Origin of the sequence: Ensifer sp. Root423, from assembly GCF_001426275.1 — a bacterium.
GTDB classification, from domain to species: domain Bacteria; phylum Pseudomonadota; class Alphaproteobacteria; order Rhizobiales; family Rhizobiaceae; genus Ensifer; species Ensifer adhaerens.
Map to the genome: position 1 here is coordinate 717,231 of NZ_LMEG01000045.1, position 20,654 is coordinate 737,884.

A 20,654-nucleotide genomic window follows, 5' to 3' on the forward strand; every position below is an offset into this window, starting at 1 on the left:
AAGCGGCCGAGCGGAAACCCACCCGGGCGTCCCTTCCAACAATCATCAGTGCGCGCTGCTTGCCTTGACGGCGCCTTCAGGCAACTTGTCGCCGGCGACGTTGCCGTTCTTGTCGGTGATCGGGACCGGCTTTTGCCGCGGCACATTCTGGCTGTTGGCGACGCGTTTGACGTCTTCCTTGGTCAGATATTCGAGCTGCTCGACGAGCACCTCGGTAATCACCTCGTCGCCGAGCTTCTTGTTCAGGCCGTCCTTTACCGTCGTCTTGAAGGTGGGCAGGTCGAACGTACCGGTGTCGGCGATGTCGATGAATTTCGAACCGACGAGCAAATCGTAGAGTTCATCGGTGACCATCTGGCGCAGTGGCGCGCGAAGATTGTTGATCCCCTCCTTGGTGGCGGAGAAGGAAAGCTTGGTCAGGAAGTAGCCCTGAACGGAACCATCCCGGATGACCGGAATGGTGATCATCTCACCGGGAACATATTGCTCCGATGCGCGCCGGGCAGCCTCGCCGTCCGGGACGGCGGGCGCGGAGGCGCTTTGCATCGAGAAGTAGACGGATCCGAGCGTGACCGCGCAGACCCAGACCCCGGTGAAAACGAGCTTCAGCATCAGAAATCGCTATAGCGGAACTGCGCTTCGGAATAGATGCCGTCCGCATCGGCATCCTGGGCGGCGGTCTTCAGGAGGTCGACGACGGCGCGAACGGCTTCGAGATGGGCCTCGACCTTCTGCGAATTGACCGACAGCTTTTCGCGCAGGTGCAGAGCATGCGAGGAGAAAGCCGAAGAGTTTTCGCCCGGCAGCATGTCACGGTGCAGCATCGTCAGTTCGTAGAGGCAACGGCTCTTGTGCGCGTTCGATGTCTTGATATCGAATTCCGGGTCGATGCCGATCCGGCTGTTCTCGTTGTCGAGGATCATTTCCAGGCGGCCGAGCACGTTCTGGATCCGGACGTCATTGGATGCCATGGCTTCCATGAATCAACTCCCATTTGGATCACGATGATTTCTGGTCGGATCGACCGGATTCTCAAGCGCGAACTATTTCTATGAATTAGAGCGAAGTGCGGACGGAAAACTGCAAGCAGTTCCCCCACCCGCCCTAGGCTTGCTTGTTCTTGTCGTTGTCGGTCGTAAAGCCGGTCAGCGTCTTGCGCTCGTATTCCTGCACGAGGCTTGCGGCGAGGTTTCGGCTGTTACCGTCCAGCGATGCCTGAACCCGATCGGTGCCTTCGGCGCCCGCGAGCTGTTCGGCAATGCCGATGCCACCGCTCTTGGAGATCACGTCGCCGATCTGCTCGGCCATCATGCTCTTCCAGATATCACCCGCATTGCCCTTGCCGAAAACGTTCTCGCTTTCGGTCGGCAGCATCGACTTCACGAAGTTCTGCAGCACCATGGCCTCGAACTTGCGATAGGTCTCCGGAATCTTCTTCTGTTCGACGCGGTTGTTGAGGTCGCCGAGCCCGCTCGAACCTTCCGGCGACAGATTGAGAACGTTGACGGCAGCGGCAAAGCCGTTGCCGTTTTCCGCCAGACTCGTCGCCTTGAACGCGGCACGGTTGGCCTTCAACCGCGCCTGCGCTTCCTGCACTTCGGTGGGGTCGGCGGCGCGCACGACATCCATCACCAGATCGCTGGGCGGAGAGATGGCCATGACGAATCCTCTCAAAATCGAGCCTGGGCATTGGTCGGCCCGGATCCGCTCCGCCATCGGAGCAAACCGGGAATAACGTACTATCGCCCGTCAAGCTTACGGGAAGCTGGCGCGTTGCCCGTAACGTGTTGATCGATCAGGTCGTAGATGGAATTGTCGGCCTCTTCGCGGTCCTCGGACTGGCGGGCCTCCTTCATGTTTTCCTCGAGCCGGTCGGCTTTCGCGCGCTCCGTCAGCATGCGCGCCTCGTGCGTTTGCTGGATGCCGTGCAGCATCTGGTCCTTCTGCACAAGCCGTCCGATCTGCGAGGAATAGTGGCCGGAGAACATGCGGTGCATCGGATGAGCCGAGCCCATGGCATCGACGACGACATCGATCGTCTCAGCCAGAACCTCGCGCTGCCGCACCATCTCGACGAAATCCGCCTCCGCCATCTGCTCCAGATGGCGTTGGACGGCGACCAGGCGCTTGAGCTTCTGCGAGCGGGTCTTCATGCCGCTATCCTCCCTGCATGACCAGCGCGAAACCGTCGCCGAACAGGCGCAGCATCGCAGCGATACCGAGATAGAGCAGGAACAAGCCGCCCATGATCAGATAGGGCTGCGAGATGAAGTAGATCGGGATCTGTGGCGCCAGCTTGTTCACCATGCCGATCGCCACGTTGAAAAGCAGGCCATAGATGATGAAGGGGCTCGCGAGCCTCAACATGATCATGAAGATCTGCGCCAGCGAATCCGTGAGCGTGATCAGCACACCCTGCGGATCGAAGGGAGTGCCGATCGGCATGGCCCGATAGGATTGAACGATCGCCTCGATCATCACATGATGGAAATCCAGCATGAACAGCACCATCAGGCCGGCGAAGCTGATCAAGCTGGTCACCTGGTTTTCGGGCGTATCTTCGATCACATCCGACGATGGCGGCGAGGCAAAGCCCATCAACATGGTGATCGCCGTTCCGGTGAACTGCAGTCCAAGGACATAGTAGCGGGCGACAAGGCCCATGACCGCGCCGACCGCCGTCTCGGCGGCGATCAAATAGATGTAGCTGTGCCCCTTGCCGGTTACCTGCGGATAGATGTCCGTCCACATGACCGGCAGGATCGCCATGGAAACCGCGACTGCAATGAACAGCCGCACCTGCATCGGAACGCGCGCGCTGGAGAACCCGGGCATGATCATGATGCAGCCGCCGATCCGGCAGAAGGCCGCAAACAGCGCCAGCACCGTGCCCTCCGGGTCGGTGATCATGAAATGGAGCCGATGATCTTGATCTCAAGGCCCTTGGCAAGCTCGACATGCGAGAGCACGGGCAATGTGGCAAAGAGGCGCTCGATGATCATGCGCACATAAGAACGGGATTCGGGCGAACTTACCAGCACGAAGGGCATGCCGCGATCGAGATGTTCACGGATAACTTTCGTCGCCTGCTCGCTAAACTCTTCGAGGTGACGCGGATCGATGTCGAACTCGACGACCTCGCCCTTGGCGTCGCGCTTCAGCGCCTGGTGGAAGACCATGTCCCACTTGTTGCCGAGCCTGAGCACGCGCAGGACGCCGTTGTCGGCGAGGTCGCCGCAAAGCTGCTGCGACATGCGCACGCGCACATGCTCGACGATCTGCTCAGTCTTGCGCACATGCGGCGCGAGTTCGGCGACCGCTTCAAGGATCAGATGCAGGTTGCGGATCGAGACACGCTCGGCAAGCAGCAATTTCAACACCGCCTGCAGGCCCGAATAGGACATGTGCGAGGTGCAGATTTCGTCGGCGAGCTTGCGGTACTCCGGATCGAGCCGCTCGATCAGCACCTTGACGTCCTTATAGGAAAGCAGGTGCGGCAGGTTGTTGCGGATCACTTCGCTCAAATGCGTCAACACCACCGAGACGTTATCGATCGGATGGAAGCCTTCGCGCTTGAGGTCCTCGGTAAAGGTTTCGAGGATCGAGACCGCCGGCATGCCGAAGGCGGGTTCGCGGATCTCGTCGCCCGGAACACTCGGCCGGCGACCGCCGCCGGTGACCACCAGGACTTCGCCGACGCGCACCGTGTTGGACGCGATCGTCGTGCCGTGGATGCGGATGTGGTAAGCCTTGTCCGGAATGCTGATGTCGTCCGAAACCTTGATCTCCGGAATGACGAGGCCGTACTGGCCAGCAAACTTGCGGCGCATCTTGCCCACGCGGAAGGCGAGTTCCTGGTGCGCGCCAAGCAGGCGGGTCGAGACCTGCTTGCCAAGAAGCAGCTCGATCTCGGCGGTCTTCAGCACCGACTTGACCGAGTCCTGCTCGCCTTCCTTGGTCTGCTGGACCTTGGCCGCCTCTTCGGCGCGACGCGCGGCATTGGCAGCCTCGATCTGGCGCGGCACGAGCCAGCTCAGGAACGCCATGCCGCCGCCGAGCACGGCGAAGGGCAGGAACGGCAGGCCGGGAACGACCGCCAGGAGAATGATAAGACCGGAGGCGACCATCAGCGCCTTCGGATAGCCGCCGAGCTGCCCGACGACCGCCTGGTCGGTGGAGCCGGCCGTGCCGCCGCGCGACACCAGAAGGCCGGCGGCGAGCGAGACGATGAGCGCCGGGATCTGCGAGACGAGACCGTCGCCGACCGAGAGCTTGACGAAAACGTCGGCCGCTTCGCCGATCGGCATGCCATGACGCAGGTAACCGATGATGATGCCGCCGAAGATGTTGATCGCGGTGATGATCAGGCCGGCGATCGCATCGCCGCGCACGAACTTGGAAGCACCGTCCATGGCGCCGTAGAAGGAGCTTTCTTCCTCGAGCTCACGCCGGCGGCGCTGTGCTTCCTTCTCGTCGATCAGGCCCGCCGACAGGTCGGCGTCGATCGACATCTGCTTGCCGGGGATCGCATCGAGGGTGAAGCGCGCGCCGACTTCGGCGATACGCGTCGCACCCTTGGTGATGACGATGAAGTTCACGGTGATGAGGATCAGGAAGACGATCAGACCGATGACAAAATCGCCGGACATGACGAGGCTGGCAAAGCCGGAAATGACGCCGCCGGCAGCGCCGTGGCCCTCGTGGCCGTGCGAAAGGATGACTCGGGTGGTGGCGATGTTCAACGCCAGGCGCACCATGGTCGAGATCAGCAGGATGGTCGGGAACGAGGAGAACTCGAGCGGACGCTGGATCCACAGCGAGACCATCAGGATCAGCACGGAAAAGGCGATCGAGAACGCGAGCCCCATGTCGATCAGGAAGGGCGGGATGGGCAGGAAGAGGATCGACAGGATCGCGACGATCCCGAGCGCGAAGCCGACGTCCCGGCCCTTCGGTGCTACTTTCGGGATGATCAGCGCTGCTTGCTGTGCCATGTCTCTTCCGTCTCATCATGAGATCAAGGCAGCATTCACACGCGCTGCCCCACTATAGAGACGGAGATAGCGACCCAAGCTTGCGCGAGGGTTTCATGGCGCCGCATGCGAACAGCTTTGGCGCTGCGGCCTCAGAAACCGGATTGGATGCGCGAGAAGATGATGTCGGTGAAGATCGAAATCTGGGCGCCGATAAAGGGCGCGGACACGGCAACCGTGATCATGACGGCAAGGATCTTCGGGACGAAGGTCAGCGTCATTTCCTGGACCTGGGTCAGCGCCTGAATGAAGGCAATGACGACGCCGACAACCATGGCGGCGAGAACGGCGGGCCCTGAGGCCACGATCACGGTCCAGATCGCGGCCTGTACAATATCGAGGGCATCCGCCTCATTCATGGAGTTATCACTTCACCTTGACGCCCGGGCCGATAACAAGCTCCTTGCCGTTATCCAGCACCGCAATGATTCCGTCAGAGTATAGTTTCACTTCCTTAACCACGCCAGTGGTCTTGCCGTCTTCGCTGGTGACGGTGCGCCCGATGACGGCGTCTGCCTCGCTCAGCGACGTGCGCTGCAGCAGGCTTTCAAGGTTCTTGTTGGTCTTGATCGTCTGCTCCACCTGCGAGAAGGTCGCAAGCTGGGCGATCTGCTGCGTCGCATCCATCGGCTGCGTCGGATCCTGATTCTTCATCTGGGCGACGAGCAGCTTCAGGAAGCTCTCGTAGTTGAGCGATGCCTTTGCGGCGTCGCCGCCCGAATCCTGGGCCGAAACATTCGGGGTGTAGCCGTTGTTGCTGACGCCGCTTACCGCCATGGTGCGATCTCCTTGCGAATCTGCTCGACCGTTGCCGGCGTGATTTCCTGCGTGTTGAGAATGCGGTCTTCGATTGCATAGAGGCCGCGGATCGCCTTGAGCGCTTCGAAGGCGCGGCCGTTGGTCACCAGCCCGTCGACGCGCTTCAGCTCGGCAAGGATCTCTTCGTTCTTGAAGCAGTTGAGCAGCATGACGATCGACTTGCGGAACATCGCGGTCGATTGCTCGGCGCCTTCCGGATTGATGAGGATCATCTGCGCGATGAAATAGAGCTGCTTCAGCGGCGTCGTTGCGTCTTCCGGCTGCAGCACGTGGTTTTCGAGCAGGAACGTCACATCGTTCAGGAACTCGACCGCGACCTTCCGGTCCACGCGCAGCACCGCGCCGTTTACAAAAATCCGTTCGCCCGACTTCAGCGAGATACGCAGTGTGCTCTTCATTTCAGTCCATCCCTGATGATGGTGGTAATGTCAATTATGCCCTGGAAGTTGGAGGATTCGCGTTTGCGGATCTTTTCCGTCTCGTTGAGTATCCAGATGGCGATCGAAATCAGATTGGCGCGCAGCTCTTCGTTCAGCTGGTTCTCCGGTGCACGCAGATCCTCGATGAAACGGATCCACAGGCGCCGGGTAAAGTAGATGGCCTCGATGGCCTCTCTCGAATACCCTTTCTGCTGTTTCGCTGCTTCCATGAGCGCGATCGAGCGATCGAGTACCTGCCGTTCTCGATTCTTGGAGTCGGCGACGCCGTCCTCCATGATCTCGGCATAGGAAAATTGGTACATTCAGACATCCTTCATGTTTGTCCGGCTCCTCACACTAGAGGAAATTGAGCAAGCTCATCTGCTGTAGTCGCGACGTTAGTGTATAGGACGTTTCCAACTGCACCTTGAGCGTGTTGATCCGGGTCGATGTCTCGATCGGATCGATGCCTTCGAGGTCGGCGACATGCGTGTTGACCAGCTTGAGCTGCGCGTCGATCGAGGTGTTCGCCTTCTTCACCCGCGATTCCGAAATACCGAGCTGGCTGCGCTCTGCATTGAGGCCGGCGATGCCCTGCTCTGCATACTGCAACGCCTCGACACCGATCGCCGCCCGCACCTCGGGGGTCACGTTCTTGTCCATCAGCTCGGCCGTGATTACGCTTGCCATGGCAAACATGCGGAAGCCGTTGGTATTGGCGTTGGTCGAGCTTTCGATGACTTCACTGGCGCTGATCCGGCTCGTCATGTTCTGGCTGGATGCGTCCGACCAATTTGCATCCCAGCCCGTACCGGTGAACATCGGCTCGACCGTATTCTTGATGAAGTCCTGCATCTGGGTGACGGTGATCTGGTCGTCGGACGTGATGCTGTTGGCGGTCTTGAACGCCGTAAACGCAGCGTCGAAGGCAGTCTTTGCCGCCGACGTAGCGGTGTAGTCGGCGAGAGGCTTGGCGTCGGTATTGATGCCCGAAAACAGGAACTCGCCGTTGAAGGACGTGTTTGCGGCGGCAGTGAAGGTCTGCAGCGCGCCCAAGATCTCGGTCTTCTGGATCTTAAGCTGGCTCGCGGCATCGTTGCCCTTGTAGGTAACGAGCGTGTCGCGCACCTTTTCGGCCGCTTTCGCCATCGTTTCCAGCGCACCCTGCGAGCCGGAGAGGCGCTGGGTTACGACCGAGTTGGTGCTCTTCATCGAGTTCAGCCGGTCGATCTCGCGCTGAAGGTTGAGCGAGCGCGACGCCGTCGCACCAAGCGTCAAGCCGACGTCGTAGTGCCGACCCGTCGTCTGCTCCTGGGTCGCCTTCAGCAGATCCATCTGGTTCTGCTGAATCGTCATGCGCATGGCGGTCTGGATCGCCAGATTAGAAACGTAGGACGTCTTCATGATTACCTCACAGCTTCCATCAAGGCCGCCATCATGGCGTCCACGGTACTCACCAGCTTGGCCGATGCTTTGTAGGATTGTTCGAGATCGAGCAGCAGCGACAGTTCCTCGTCAATGCTGACCCCGGTCTGCTTGCTGAGCGCTTCCTGGGTGCGCGACAGCATAGCGCGCTTGTTGTCGTCGGCGGTCGATGCCGTCTTTCGGGTCTGCTCCAGCCAGCCGACCGACCCGGTCGCGAAGTTCAGCAGGCTGCTGGTTCCGTCGAGACCGGTCGACGGGTCGAACGTCATGTTCTCGCCCATCTTGTTGATGAAGCCGTCGAGAAGGCCCGTGTAGCCGGGGCTCGGATTTGCCGCACCGCCAGGGTTCGACACAACGCCGTTGAAGCCGCCGTCACGCAAAAGAAGCGGGTTGGCCTTGGCCAGAGCGTTGACAGTGATCTTCGATGCCAGTCCGGGAACGACGGTGCCGGCAGCCGGCACACCCGCGCTTCCCCAGGTAAAGAGGCCCGGCTGGTAGGGAACCGGCGGCACCCCGCTGGGGTTGCCTTCCTTGAAAAGCTCGACGAGACCACGGGCGATCTCGTCCAGCTGCGACTGGAACTTCGGCCCAATGTCGTCGCGCAGCTGCACGAGGCTCGCAAGCTTGCCCTTGGCGGTCGTATCTGCGCCACTTCCGGGGGCGATCGGTACGCCGTCGACGAAGATCTTGTTGCCTGTGACGGTCGCATCATAGGTCGTTGTCGGCGCGAACGTCACCTGGCGCGGAATGTTCTCGAAAAGCACCGTGCCGTCGGTGGTGAAGATCACCGTATCGTTGTTGCCGCGCGTAACGGTGGAGATGCCGACGATCTCCGAAATCTGCTTCAGGATCTTGTCGCGCTGGTCAAGCGCATCGTTCGCATCGCCACCGGATGCAGTCGCCGACTTGACCTCGTTGTTCACCCGCTCGAAGTCCGCAAGCAGGCTGTTCAGCTTGTCGACCTCAAGGGCGATTTCCTTGTCGGCATCTTCGCGCATGTTCTGCACGGCGGCAGAGGTCTTGTTCAGGGAATCGGCAAGGTCCTGGGCGCTGGTGACCGCTGCCGCCGCAATCGTCTTGTTGCCCGGGGTCGAGGCCAGCGTCTGCAGGCTGTTGCGAAACTCCGACAGCAGCTTTGACGGCGCAGTCTCGTAGTTGTTACCGCCGAGAGCCGATTTCAGGAGTTCCAGGCCATCGCGAAGCCGCGCCTGGCCGGAGGCTTCGCCGATGCTGGCGATGCTCTGCTTGAGCAGCGCCTCGTTCTGTGCCCGGTAGATGGATACGACCTGCGCGCCGTTGCCGGTGCTGCCCAAGAGGGCAAGGCGACGCGAATAATCCGCATTGCCCGCATTCGCGATGTTCTTCGACACGATCGCGGTCTGTTGCGCCGTGTTGCTGAAGGCCTGCTGTGCGATGGATATTGCGGAGGACAGCGACATGACGCGGACCGTATCTCTTTCAATTACCGTTTCAGGTTGACAAGCACGTCAAGCAGGTCCGAGGCGGTCTGGAACACCTTGGAGTTTGCCGTGTAGTTGCGCTGCGCCTCGATCATCGAGGTCAGCTCGTTGGCGATGTCGACGTTGGAGTTTTCGAGTGCCTTGGACTGGATGTTGCCGAAAGCGCCAGAGCCGGCAAAACCGGTGACAATAACGCCTGAATCCGCCCCTTGCGAGTAGACGTTGCCGGACTGCGGCTGCAGCTTGTCCGGGCTCTGGACGGTCGCAAGGGCGATCCGGAACTTGGGGATGAGGTTGCCGTCGCCATACTTGACGTAAACGATGCCTTCCTTGTCGATCTCGAAGCCCGACATTTTGCTCGGCTTGCTGCCGTCGATGCCACCGCCGGTGCTGCTGAAGTCTCCACCGAGCTGTGTGGTCTTGGAGGTGTCGATCGTGATCGCACCAAGGTTGGCGCCGGTACCGGGCAGGTTGTTGATGGCCGTCGTCGTCAGCGTCGCGGGGACGGCGCCGATGCGCTTGCCGGCCGCGTCGAACGTCATGGTCTGGGTACCGACTGTAGTGCCCGATGTGCGATCGACGACGCTCAGGCCCCAGGCGTTCGGACCTGTCTTGGTGTAGGTGAAATCGAGGATGCGGGTGTTGCCCTGGCTGTCGTAAACAACCATCGAGGTCTTCGATTGATCGTTGACGGCCGCGCCCGACGGCAGGTTTGCTTCCATCGTACCCTTGGTCGAGCCAGCGGCGACCAGGCCCTCGTCCTTGAGCTGGACCGGTACCAGGCCGTCAAAACCGTTGACGACGACGGTCGGATCGACGCCGGCCTTGTACTCGTAGCCCATCAGCGTGAAGCCGGCGGTGTTGACGAGGTTGCCGTTCTTGTCCGGAACGAAGGAGCCGGCACGCGTCAGGAAGTTCTCACCGCCATTGCCCGAAACGATGAAGAAGCCGCCGCCGTTGATGGCAAGGTCGCTCGCCGACGTCGTATAGCTGGTGCCGCCTTGCTGGGAGATGCTGTAGCGCACCTGCGTTTCGACACCGCCGGAATTGTAGTTGCCGCCGCCCGAAGGCAGGATCATCGACGAGAACTCAGTGGAGGCGCGCTTGTAGCCGGTCGTGTTGGCGTTCGCGATGTTTTCGGCGACCGTGCCCAGACGGTTCGACTGGGCGTTCATACCGGACACACCCGTTCTCATGCTGCCATAGAGACTCATATCGGATCCTCATTTCCTTGTTACGGCGACACTAGGAAGCGGGCCTTGCGTGAACCTGTCTTGGTTCAGTGCCCGCCCATCGGCGTGGCGCTCAGTTCCAGTCGATGCAGTAGCCAAGGAAACGCTTCGAATCGATCGGGTCGAAACCGAGCTTCTTGCGCAGTTTCTTGCGCAGTTTGCTGATGTGGCTTTCGACGACGTTTTCCTCGACGTCCTCGTCGAAGATCCCGTAGATCGCGTTGAAGATCTGCGACTTGGAGACGCGACGGCCGCGGTTTGCGACCAAATACTCGAGAATGCGGCGCTCGCGGCGCGGCAGGGCGAAGACATCGCCGTTGATTTCCGGATCGCGGCCGTCGGCAAAAACGCGGATCGGACCAATGTCGGTAAAGTTGGCGATCGCCTTCAGGCGCCGGCGGATCGCAGCGACGCGGGCAAGGATTTCGCGGGGGTGGATAGGCTTGCGCACAACGTCGTCGACGCCGCAATCAAAGAGTGCAAGCGTGTTTTCGAGGGACGGCGTGTCGCTCATCGCGATGACCGGTGCCATCGAGCGATCGCGGATGGCCCGCGGCAGCGTGAAGGTGGTGTCGCCCTGCCCGATCAGGAAGGCTTCCACGGCATCGATATCCGAATCGGCAGCCGCGTTTACCCACTCTCCAAACTCCCTGGGATCGAAACCCGTCGAGGGAATACCTTCACGTCCGAAGAGGGACGTATACCCGTCCTTCACCAGCTCTCTTTCATCAACCACTACGATCATTCGCCCGCCTCCGAATCAGTATGGCTCCGCACTGATTGAGAGGTACGAATCGAGGGATTCATGAACAACTAGAGGAAGTTACTGGGTGGAATTAATAATTGATTAACCATGTTTCGCCGATTTGATCTATATCTAGTAGCACCCGCCTCAAGGCGGCACTAAAATAATGTGGAAAAGTTAACGGACTACGACAAATCGCTTGCGGTCACATTGTCCGCGCATTGTCGCCACAATGCGGCAAATGGGATGCTAATACAATTGATGGTTGCTTATTGGCAAAACTGCGTGGCGTTCGGCGTCCACTTGCCGTAGCCGGTCGCGACGAGATTCGCGATCACCCGGCAGACATATTTCTTCTGCGCCGGGTCGTTGTTCGGGCCTGCGTGATAGCGCGCAACGGCCATTGTCCAGGTCTCGTGCCTCGCATGGAGATTGGCCAGGAAGCGCGCGGCATATTCGACATTCTTGCGCGGGTCAAGCATCTCCTGCGGCGAGCTGAAATGCTCGCCATGGAAGTAATAGTTGATCTGCATGCAGCCGAGATCGATGAGCTTGGCACCCTGTGCCCGCGCGTTGCCGAACTGGGTCAGAACGTCCTGCTCGCTGCTACCGAAATAGGCCTTGCCTTCGATGTTCATCGCGTAGGGTTGAAGCGATCCCTTGCGGCCGGTTTCGGTCAGCCCGACCGAATAGAGGATCCCGGCCGGGATATCGTACTTCGCCGCTGCGCTGATGATCTCGCGCTCGCAGACGCCTGCGTCCGCGCTGGCAAAAGCGCTACATGTAGACGTGACCAGTACGAGAGCGCTCAGTGCCGGCAGCCGCATCGTCCGTCCCGCCATTGCCAACCCACCTTTCCGCCGCCGAAGACTGGCTGTCGTCCTGTCGCTGCTGTCGTCCCTGGCCGTTGCCATCGGCGCGTTCTCGGCCCTGCTGCCCGGCCTGGGCTTGGGCCTGCGCCTGCGACCCGCCGCCGGACGACGTGTCGCCGCCGGAGTTGAATACGATGTTCACCTGATCGACCGCAAAGCCCTGAGCGCGCAGCGCCTTGACCAAGTCGTTCTGGTCGTCGCGCAACTGCCGGAAGGCGTCGCCGTTCTCGACCTTCAGCTCGACCTGCAGTTCGTCATCCTTCAGGCGCAGCGTGGCCGTGACAAGGCCAAGCTCGATCGGGTGAAGCTGGATCTTCAGGGTGTTGAGCGTTTTGCCGGCCTGCGTCCACGCGCCCGGCTGACCGAGTGCAGCACTTGGCTGCAGGGAAGTGGTGGCCTCACCGGCGATGGCGTCTGCCACGGCGCTGGTGTTCGGGCTCATCGAGATGCCGAGATAACGCCGGGCCTCGAGCACGGTGACATTCTCGACCTTGGCGGAGCCTTGCGAGCGGGCAGCGTCGAACGCCGCATCACCGTCCTTCGAGAGACTCATGGAAACGGCCTGTCCCTTGCCGTCAGCCCGGGCGAAGCGGAAGAGCCGGTCGGGGTCGTTCTCGCCCGCCTGTGCCTCGGCTTTCGCGCCATGCTCGCTGCCACCGGCAACGGGCGCCGCGCCTTCAATCTGGCCATCCGCTGCCTGGCGCGCGGCCGCCGCCTGTCCCTGAGGCTGCGTCGCCTGGGCACCGCCCAGCAGCGTCAGCAGATCGTCCATCGCTGTAGCTGTCTGCTTGGCTTCAGCGCCCTCGCCGCCGGCGTTGACGTCGCCATCGACCGAGGCGCCATCTGCCGGCGCTTTGCCAATGCCTTTCGTCAAGGTGGCAATGCGCTTGGCGAGTTCTTCATCGACCTCCACTTGAGCCAGATCATCGGACACGGCAGCCGATTTGGCCGGATCGGTCTTGTCGACGGCACGTTTGCCGCCAACGCCGCGCTCGGCCGCCTGGAAATGGTCGCGCAGCGCGTGTTCGTCGAACTGGTCGTTGCGACCAAGGCTGATGCTGCGTGTCAGAGCCCTGCCCGCGGCCTTGGCAATATTGTCCTTGTCGATCAAGGCTCCCGCCTCCGCGTCGCTGCCGGCAGCGGCGTCGTTGCCGCCTTTGCCTGAACCCGGCTGGTCGTTGTTTCTTTGCCGCCCGGCATTGGCCACGGCATCTTCAAACGCGCCGGCCGATGCACCACCGGCCTGCTCCTTGCCGCCCGCTCGTCCGCTTCCCGTGCCGACAGGTGTCGGAGGCATGCGCAGGGTGTCCTCAGCCCTCATTTGTCTTCTCCCTTCAGGAGAGCGTCGATCTCTTCGATCTTCGATCGTCCTTTCGCCACGAAGCCATCGTGCTTCGGGTCCGCCACCTCGTCAGCGCCGGATGCGGCCACGGTCTCCGGCGCAACCGCCGGGGTCTGCCCGCTTCCAAAGGGGCTCATGCCGCTGCCAGTTTCCTCGCTTGCGGCCGACGCGTTCGCCTCAACCGGTCTATCGGGTTTAGACGCAAACGCTTGCGTGAGGCTTTCACCGACAGGTGGCCGGACGACGGCGTCCGCAACCGCCTTTGCAGCGTCGCGCAAGGCGCGGTCGCGCGGCGAAAGCTCCGCATCCGATATCGCCGCCAGGCTCGCCGTCGCGGCAAACACGTCATTGGAAGGCACCGAGGCCAATCCGGCATAGAAGCTGGCAAGCAGTTTCGGCTGCGGCGCGCCGTCTGCGCCGAGCGCCTCGGCGCGTTCAGACGCGAGCTTTGCGAGTTCTTGCTTGCCGGCGATCGCCGCGCGGCGGGCGACGCGAAGGAAGACTTCGCGCTGGCGCGGCGCGTCCATGAAACCCAGGATCTCCGAAATTCGCCCCTGCGCCCCGCCATCGAAATGGGCGACGGCGAGTTCGACGAAGACATCCGCGAACTGGCTGGCATAGGGGGAGGTCAGGTAGCGGCGGGCATAGGTCAGCGCATAGCGGAAGCCCTTGTCCGCGTCGCCCGCCTGCACCGCGAGGAAAACCGAGCGACGCAGGGCAGCCTCTTCGATGATCGTACCCGGGGCCGCGAGACGGGCCCAGTCGTAGTACTTCATCGCGCCCACAGGATCCTGCTGCGATGTCGCGTTGCCGAGGATGAGGTAGAGATAGGGGCCGATGCGGGCGCTGCGGTACTCAGGCGCGGCCTTGGACAGGCTCTCGACGATCAGGCCGCCCTTGCCATTCAGATATTGCGTCAGCGCCTCGGTGACGCGGGAATCGAAGTTCCCGGCCACATCGTGATCCGCAAGGTACTTCAGCGTCTCCGGATTGCCGCCGCTCATGGCATAGACCAGCGCCGCATCGACGTTGCGCGGATCACGGAAGACCGCCGCGTCGGCCGCACGCAGGCGCTTGTCGATGGCGCCCAGCATGAAGCGCTGCATTTCGATCGCCGAATGGTCGCCAAGGACGACCGAGTCCTGCACATATTGCAGCGACCGGATCATCTTGAAGGGTGCGAGCTCCTCGATATCGTTCGCCCTGGCACCTCCGGTTAAAACGGGGGTCGCCAGCACACAGCAGGCCATCAGAGCGGTTCGCAGGCGTCTCAGCATGGCGCTTAACCCGGAGCCGATTGCAAGAGGATCTCGATGCGGCGGTTACCCGGGGCGTAGGGATCGCCGGGGATCTGCAGCCGCCGGTCGGCGAAGCCGCTGATCTGGCTGACGCGATCTTCCTTCAGGCCACCGCGGACGAGCATGTAATAGGCGCTCTGGGCGCGGGCGGCGGAGAGGCGCCAGTTATCATAAGTGCCATCCTTGAAGGGACGGCCGTCGGTATGGCCGCGGATTGCAACCACACCCTGACGCTCAGCCAGCAGACGGCCGATCTTTTCCATCGCCAGTACCAGTTCCTTCTGCGGCACGGCCGAGCCGATGGCAAACATCTGCGCATCGGTCCGCTCGCTGATCGTCACCATCAGGCCACCTTCAGCGGGTGTCACGACAAGTCCCTCGGCCAGTTGACCCGCCTCGCCGGCAAGCTGCTTCTTCAACTCGGCCTGAAGTTCGGCCGCCTGCTCCTTGGCGTCGGCCTCGGCGACCTCGGTCTTCGGCTTTTCGCCAGCTGCGGCGTCCGCCGGGTCCTTGCCAGCTCCCGTATCGGTGTCCTTGCCGTCACCGGCCTGCTTGTCGGCCGCTTCATGCGGCTCCTGCGACGCGTCCGCCTCAGACTTCTTGACGGCCGGCGTCGCGCCTGCGGGCTCCGTCGACTTGTCGGCAAGGGCAGCAACGGTTTCGGCAGTGTTGCCGGCGTCCTTCACTTCGACCTGCTTGGTCCAGAAGTCCGGATCGAACGGGTCACGATAGGCTTCGCCGCCATCGGCGCCGGTGGCCGGGCCGGACTGGGCCGCACCGCCCTCGCCCTTGACGCTGATGTTGGCCTGCTGGCCGACCTCGCGCGCAATCTCGGAAAGAACGGAATAGGGGTTTTCGAAGAAGTCGGCGTCGGAGTACTTCGTCTCTTCGCCCGACGTCGCCGTCAGCTGATCGCCGGTTTTGGCCGAGCCACCGGACTTTTCCTGCTCGCCGTCAACCTTCGAACGTTGCTGCGTTTCTTCGCCCTGCGCATCCTTGGCCGGGTCCTTCAGGCCACGTTCGGCAGGCTTCTGGTCGGTCAATTGCACCGGGTTGAAATAGGAAGCGATCGCCGCCTTCGTCTCTTCGTTGGCGGCATTGATCAGCCACATCACGAGGAAGAAGGCCATCATCGCCGTCATGAAGTCGGCATAGGCGATCTTCCAGGAGCCGCCGTGGTGACCATCATGGCTGCCGCTGTGGCGCTTGACGATGATGATCTCGTGCTTGCCGTTGTGGTGGTTTTCGTCGCTCATGCGAGAACTTTCCGAACTGTATCGGCCCAAGCGGCCATGCGCGTCACGAGGATGGTGCCATCCATCTCGACGGCGAGATCGACATCGTCGGATTCGACGTGCCGCAAGGACGGCATGTCTTCTCCGAGCTGGCGCTTCAGCGCCTCGAAGAGAGACGCCGGGCCTTTGACGACGATGGTGCAGCCTTCGCCGGCCACAAGTCCCTGGCGCAGCATCTGCGCCATATCGGCAACGGCGCGCTGCATGAGGGCATCGCCCATGACGGGCGCGAGCACGCGGGCGGCCTGATCGCCGAGTGCGACGGCAAGCCCCTCGGTCATTTCGTCGATGCGCAGCGCGAGACGGATCGCGGTTTCCTCTTCGAAGCGCCGCGTCAGCGCCTCGAGTTCGGCCGCGTGCGCCGCCTGAAGTTCGGCTATCTGCTTTTCCTGTTCGAAGACGAGTTCGGCGGTCGCCTCGGCCCGCCCTTCGGCGAAGGCGCGCCGGCGTTCGGCGTCGATATCGATTTCCGGCATGGCTGGTCTCGCGCCGAGGCGCTCGCCATCGGCATAGTCGGTATCCAGATCGGGGAAATATTTCGGAGGCATCAACGACAGCTCGACTTTCGGTGCGCTGAAGTCCTTGAGATAACGGGAGAGCATTGCACTCATGGCCGGCCCCCTGCAGCGGACCTGCGGCAATGCGGCGATCCCCATCTGCTTGAGAGGTGGCGCTCCCTGGCGCGGACTTCCATTGCTCCTGGCACTGCTGACATGTCTCCCTCGGGCCCGACCGTCGGATACGGCAGACCCAGCATTCTTGACGTACATCAGCGTGATCCGGGGTCGGTTGTTCCCGGAGCGATCTGATGCAGGCGGCGGCGCAAAGGTCATTTTGGCCGGCAGTCATCCGACAGGACTGCGAGGGAAGGCTATTCGGTCAAACTTGTGCGAAAATGAATGTGTTGGACCGCGCCAGGGCAATTAGCGCGGTCCAACCGTTTCCACCGGGTGCCGTGACCGACGACGTGGCAGAACTCAAAGTGCCGTTACCCGCATGCGGGGTGATGGGCTCAGTTTGGCGGATCGGCGGCCGCTTCCGGCCGCTGTCCTCCGCTGCGCCTTACTGCTGGAACAGGCGCAGGATGTTTTCGGAATTGGTGTTGGCGATCGAGAGCGCCTGGATGCCCAGTTGCTGCTGCGTCTGCAGCGCCTTCAGCCGTGTCGATTCCTCGTTCATGTCGGCATCGACGAGACGACCGACGCCCTTGTCGATCGTATCCATCAGGTTGGCGATGAAGCCCTCCTGCAACTCGATGCGCTTGGTGATGGCGCCGAGCGTGGAGCCGGCGTCCGTCAGCTGGTTGAGGATACGTTCGACGACGCTGATCATATCGGCCATTTCGGCAGGCGTCGTCGATGCGGTCAGCTTGACTTCCGCCGTCGTACCGATCGGCGTCGTCGCCGGTGCGCCGATCAGGTGGTACAGGCGCGCGCCCGCCGTGCCGGGCGGAGAGGTGAGCTGGGAGGCGTCGTAGTTCCTGGTCAGGATGCCTCGGCTCGCGTTCTGCTTGTCGATCAGCATCGACTGCGAGGTGTCGAAGTCGAGCGTCGTGACCGACACATTGCCGTTGGCGTCACGGTTGAACGAGGCCACGACGGACTTCGTGCCGACCGGAGCTGTGGCGGCGTTGTAGAGCCAGTTTTCGCTGGAGAAGGATGCGGACTGGGCGGCCGAGATAAGCTGGTTCTTGAGCTCGGTGATTTCCTTGTCGATCTTCAGCTTGTCGACGCCCGGCTCACTCGCCGCGACGAGCTTGCTCTTGATCGCGCTGACGACCTCGATCGACGAATTCATCGCCGCATAGGCCGTGTCGATCTTGGCGGCGCCGAGGCCGAGGGCGTCCTGAACGGTGGAGAGCGCGGCATTGTCGGAGCGCATGGTGGTCGCGATCGACCAATAGGCGGCGTTGTCGGCAGCCGTCTGCACGCGGTAGCCCGAGGAGATGCGGTCCTGGACTTCCGCCATGTCGGAGTTGATCGAACGCAATGTCTGGAGAGCCGCCATGGCGGCGGTGTTGGTCATGATGCTTGTCATTGGTCACCTGTCCCGAATGAATTCCTAAGGACATTCCGGAGTGTTACCGGCAGCGATGGGACTGGCATCATGCGAATCGCCCCTGTTTTGCCCTGGAGGCGACCCTTCGCTCTTAACCAATATGTAACGATCTCATAGTTAACAAATGGTTAATGCCGTTAGGAAGTCGGTAACAAAGGTGAACAAAAATAAGGGAAGATGGACGAAGCGTTAAGATGCGTACCGTCACCCATGGAACGAATGCCGGCGGCATACGGTACGCCTGGCGGGCATGGAATACCGGAGCGCAAAACGAAAAAGCCGCACGATCCACGGGGGATGTGCGGCTTCTTTTCGAAGTGACGGGCGAGGATCGCCCGTCATGTTCGGTCGATCGATTAACGGAACAGCGACAGGATGTTCTGCGAGTTGGTGTTAGCGATCGTGAGTGCCTGGATGCCGAGCTGCTGCTGCGTCTGCAGAGCCTTCAGGCGGGTCGATTCCTCGTTCATGTCAGCGTCGACGAGACGGCCAACGCCCTTCTCGATCGAGTCCGAGAGGTTTTCGACGAAGCCCTTCTGCAGATCGATACGGCTGTTGAGCGCACCGAGGTCAGCGGCAGCGTCGGTCATCTGGGTCAGGATGGAGTCAACACCCGACAGAGCCTGCGACAGAGCGCCGCCCGTCATGTTGGTGATGTCGAGCGTCATGACGCTGAAGGTCAACGCTACGGTCGCGCCGGTCGTGTCGGTGTAGGAGATATTGCTGGAGAGCAGGCCCGTGCCGGTCGTGACGAACGCGCCGGAAGCGTTCATTTCGATCAGCGAGCTCTTGTTGGTGTCGTACTGCAGCGTCGTCAGGCTGACATTGCCCTTGGCGTCGCGGTTGAACGAACCAACGACCGACTTCGTGCCGGCAGCGTTGTTCGGGTCGGTGTAAACCCAGTTTTCGCCGGAGAACGAGGCCGACTTGGCAATGCTCACGAGCTGGTTCTGCAGCTCCTTGATTTCCTTCTGGATCTTGCTCTTGTCAACGCCCGGCTCGCTGGCGGTTACCAGCTTCTTCTTGATTTCGTCGACGACGTCCTTGGAGTTTTCCATGGCCGACGAAGCAACGTCGGTCTTGGCAGCGCCGAGGCCGAGGGCGTCCTGAACGNTTCGATCAGCGAGCTCTTGTTGGTGTCGTACTGCAGCGTCGTCAGGCTGACATTGCCCTTGGCGTCGCGGTTGAACGAACCAACGACCGACTTCGTGCCGGCAGCGTTGTTCGGGTCGGTGAAGACCCAGTTTTCGCCGGAGAACGAGGCCGACTTGGCAATGCTCAGAAGCTGGTTCTGCAGCTCCTTGATTTCCTTCTGGATCTTGCTCTTGTCAACGCCCGGCTCGCTGGCGGTTACCAGCTTCTTCTTGATTTCGTCGACGACGTCCTTGGAGTTTTCCATGGCCGACGAAGCAACGTCGGTCTTGGCAGCGCCGAGGCCGAGGGCGTCCTGAACNGGATCTTGCTCTTGTCAACGCCCGGCTCGCTGGCGGGTACCAGCTTCTTCTTGATTTCGTCGACGACGTCCTTGGAGTTTTCCATGGCCGACGAAGCAACGTCGGTCTTGGCAGCGCCGAGGCCGAGGGCGTCCTGAACGGCCGAGAGGGCCTTGTTGTCCGAACGCATGGTGGTCGCGATCGACCAGTAAGCGGCGTTGTCAGCCGCGGTGGCGACGCGCAGACCCGAGGAGATGCGCTCCTGGGTGGTTTCCATCGAGGAGTTGATCGAACGCAGGGTGGCGAGTGCGCCCATGGCGGAAGAGTTGGTCAGAATGCTCGTCATTGGCTGAGTGCCCCTTGTTGGCAAAGATGAAATGGAAAGGGACATTCCGGGATTACCGGGAAACGACGGTCAGCCTCATGCCTGCTGACGCTTTAATCTGTTCGGGTCAACCCGTCGTTTCGATGGTTACAACAAACACCATCGTGGTTAACGAACCCTAAAACCCAGAGAAACTTTTCGAAGTTTTATCAGTGCATTGGCGACAAAGAAAAACCGCGCCTCTTGCGAAGCGCGGTTTCGTATTTTGCATCGGGTGCGGACCGTGGCCCGCCCCCTTTCAACCCGTCGATTAACGGAACAGCGACAGGATGTTCTGCGAGTTCGAGTTGGCGATCGACAGTGCCTGGATGCCGAGCTGCTGCTGCGTCTGCAGAGCCTTCAGGCGGGTCGATTCCTCGTTCATGTCGGCGTCGACGAGACGGCCAACGCCCTTCTCGATCGAGTCCGAGAGGTTTTCGACGAAGCCCTTCTGCAGATCGATACGGCTGTTGAGCGCACCGAGGTCGGCGGCAGCGTCGGTCATCTGGGTCAGGACCGAGTCAACACCCGACAGAGCCTGCGACAGAGCGCCGTTCGTCATGCTGGTGATGTCGAGCGACAGAACGCTGAAGGTCAGCGATACGGTCGCACCGGTCGTGTCGGTGTAGGAGATGTTGCTGGAGAGCAGGCCCGTGCCGTTGGTGACGTTGGCACCCGAAGCGTTCACTTCGATCAGCGAGCTCTTGTTGGTGTCGTACTGCAGCGTCGTCAGGCTGACATTGCCCTTGGCGTCGCGGTTGAACGAACCAACGACCGACTTCGTGCCGGCAGCGTTGTTCGGGTCGGTGTAAACCCAGTTTTCGCCGGAGAACGAGGCCGACTTGGCAATGCTCACGAG

The 20,654-nt window shown here is 61.4% G+C and carries 22 protein-coding genes and 2 pseudogenes; all 24 read right to left on the bottom strand.

What is annotated here, in order from left to right:
• Positions 1–45: 45 nt before the first annotated feature.
• Positions 46–612 carry a hypothetical protein gene (locus ASD01_RS32035; RefSeq protein WP_034800764.1) on the bottom strand — a complete coding sequence of 189 codons (567 nt, stop codon included), beginning with the start codon at positions 610–612 and terminating at the stop codon, positions 46–48.
• Positions 612–980 (bottom strand): hypothetical protein, encoded by a 369-nt coding sequence (locus tag ASD01_RS32040; RefSeq protein WP_034800762.1) that lies wholly within the window; start codon positions 978–980, stop codon positions 612–614. The genes ASD01_RS32035 and ASD01_RS32040 overlap by 1 nt, the downstream gene beginning before the upstream one ends.
• 124 nt (positions 981–1,104) lie before the next feature.
• Positions 1,105–1,659, bottom strand: a complete 555-nt coding sequence (locus ASD01_RS32045; protein ID WP_034800760.1) for a rod-binding protein — start codon at positions 1,657–1,659, stop codon at positions 1,105–1,107.
• An 80-nt stretch (positions 1,660–1,739) separates the two neighbouring features.
• Positions 1,740–2,153 (bottom strand): hypothetical protein, encoded by a 414-nt coding sequence (locus tag ASD01_RS32050; protein WP_034800758.1) that lies wholly within the window; start codon positions 2,151–2,153, stop codon positions 1,740–1,742.
• Positions 2,154–2,157: 4 nt separating this feature from the next.
• Positions 2,158–2,910 carry a flagellar biosynthetic protein FliR gene (gene fliR / locus ASD01_RS32055; RefSeq protein WP_034800756.1) on the bottom strand — a complete coding sequence of 251 codons (753 nt, stop codon included), beginning with the start codon at positions 2,908–2,910 and terminating at the stop codon, positions 2,158–2,160.
• A complete protein-coding gene (gene flhA / locus ASD01_RS32060; protein ID WP_034800753.1) occupies positions 2,907–4,994 on the bottom strand; it encodes a flagellar biosynthesis protein FlhA in 2,088 nt (695 codons plus the stop codon). Before flhA ends, fliR begins: the two co-directional genes overlap by 4 nt.
• 131 nt (positions 4,995–5,125) lie before the next feature.
• Complete coding sequence (fliQ, locus tag ASD01_RS32065; protein ID WP_034800750.1) at positions 5,126–5,392, bottom strand: flagellar biosynthesis protein FliQ; 267 nt, start codon at positions 5,390–5,392, stop codon at positions 5,126–5,128.
• Positions 5,393–5,399: 7 nt separating this feature from the next.
• A complete protein-coding gene (flgD, locus tag ASD01_RS32070; protein WP_034800748.1) occupies positions 5,400–5,810 on the bottom strand; it encodes a flagellar hook assembly protein FlgD in 411 nt (136 codons plus the stop codon).
• Entirely contained in the window at positions 5,801–6,250 is a 450-nt protein-coding gene (gene flbT, locus ASD01_RS32075) for a flagellar biosynthesis repressor FlbT (protein WP_034800746.1), read from the bottom strand. The genes flgD and flbT overlap by 10 nt, the downstream gene beginning before the upstream one ends.
• Positions 6,247–6,594 carry a flagellar biosynthesis regulator FlaF gene (flaF, locus tag ASD01_RS32080; protein WP_034800744.1) on the bottom strand — a complete coding sequence of 116 codons (348 nt, stop codon included), beginning with the start codon at positions 6,592–6,594 and terminating at the stop codon, positions 6,247–6,249. Before flaF ends, flbT begins: the two co-directional genes overlap by 4 nt.
• Before the next feature lie 34 nt (positions 6,595–6,628).
• Complete coding sequence (locus ASD01_RS32085) at positions 6,629–7,675, bottom strand: flagellar hook-associated family protein (RefSeq protein ID WP_060516522.1); 1,047 nt, start codon at positions 7,673–7,675, stop codon at positions 6,629–6,631.
• 2 nt (positions 7,676–7,677) lie between these two features.
• Entirely contained in the window at positions 7,678–9,135 is a 1,458-nt protein-coding gene (flgK, locus tag ASD01_RS32090; protein ID WP_034800740.1) for a flagellar hook-associated protein FlgK, read from the bottom strand.
• A gap of 23 nt (positions 9,136–9,158) precedes the next feature.
• Positions 9,159–10,370 carry a flagellar hook protein FlgE gene (locus ASD01_RS32095; protein WP_034800738.1) on the bottom strand — a complete coding sequence of 404 codons (1,212 nt, stop codon included), beginning with the start codon at positions 10,368–10,370 and terminating at the stop codon, positions 9,159–9,161.
• Between the two features lie 91 nt (positions 10,371–10,461).
• Complete coding sequence (gene rem / locus ASD01_RS32100; protein ID WP_034800735.1) at positions 10,462–11,133, bottom strand: transcriptional activator Rem; 672 nt, start codon at positions 11,131–11,133, stop codon at positions 10,462–10,464.
• Between the two features lie 269 nt (positions 11,134–11,402).
• Positions 11,403–11,960, bottom strand: coding sequence for a transglycosylase SLT domain-containing protein (locus ASD01_RS32105; protein WP_034800733.1), 558 nt, complete (start codon positions 11,958–11,960; stop codon positions 11,403–11,405).
• A complete protein-coding gene (gene fliK / locus ASD01_RS32110) occupies positions 11,911–13,326 on the bottom strand; it encodes a flagellar hook-length control protein FliK (protein WP_034800731.1) in 1,416 nt (471 codons plus the stop codon). Before fliK ends, ASD01_RS32105 begins: the two co-directional genes overlap by 50 nt.
• Positions 13,323–14,624, bottom strand: a complete 1,302-nt coding sequence (motC, locus tag ASD01_RS32115) for a chemotaxis protein MotC (protein ID WP_034800729.1) — start codon at positions 14,622–14,624, stop codon at positions 13,323–13,325. The genes fliK and motC overlap by 4 nt, the downstream gene beginning before the upstream one ends.
• Positions 14,625–14,629: 5 nt before the next feature.
• Positions 14,630–15,901, bottom strand: coding sequence for a MotB family protein (locus ASD01_RS32120; RefSeq protein WP_034800725.1), 1,272 nt, complete (start codon positions 15,899–15,901; stop codon positions 14,630–14,632).
• Positions 15,898–16,551, bottom strand: a complete 654-nt coding sequence (locus tag ASD01_RS32125; protein ID WP_034801362.1) for a hypothetical protein — start codon at positions 16,549–16,551, stop codon at positions 15,898–15,900. Before ASD01_RS32125 ends, ASD01_RS32120 begins: the two co-directional genes overlap by 4 nt.
• A 451-nt stretch (positions 16,552–17,002) precedes the next feature.
• Complete coding sequence (locus tag ASD01_RS32130) at positions 17,003–17,977, bottom strand: flagellin N-terminal helical domain-containing protein (RefSeq protein WP_034800723.1); 975 nt, start codon at positions 17,975–17,977, stop codon at positions 17,003–17,005.
• Between the two features lie 377 nt (positions 17,978–18,354).
• Positions 18,355–19,111, bottom strand: a 757-nt coding sequence (locus ASD01_RS32135; RefSeq protein ID WP_156623715.1) for a flagellin, incomplete at its 5' end; no start/stop codon positions are given.
• 1 nt (position 19,112) lies between these two features.
• Positions 19,113–19,451: pseudogene (locus tag ASD01_RS32140) on the bottom strand (flagellin N-terminal helical domain-containing protein); the annotation flags it as partial.
• Position 19,452: 1 nt separating this feature from the next.
• Positions 19,453–19,777, bottom strand: a pseudogene (locus tag ASD01_RS32145) (flagellin N-terminal helical domain-containing protein); the annotation flags it as partial.
• 289 nt (positions 19,778–20,066) lie between these two features.
• A partial coding sequence (locus ASD01_RS32150; protein WP_280138796.1) for a flagellin occupies positions 20,067–20,654 on the bottom strand: 588 nt, incomplete at its 5' end.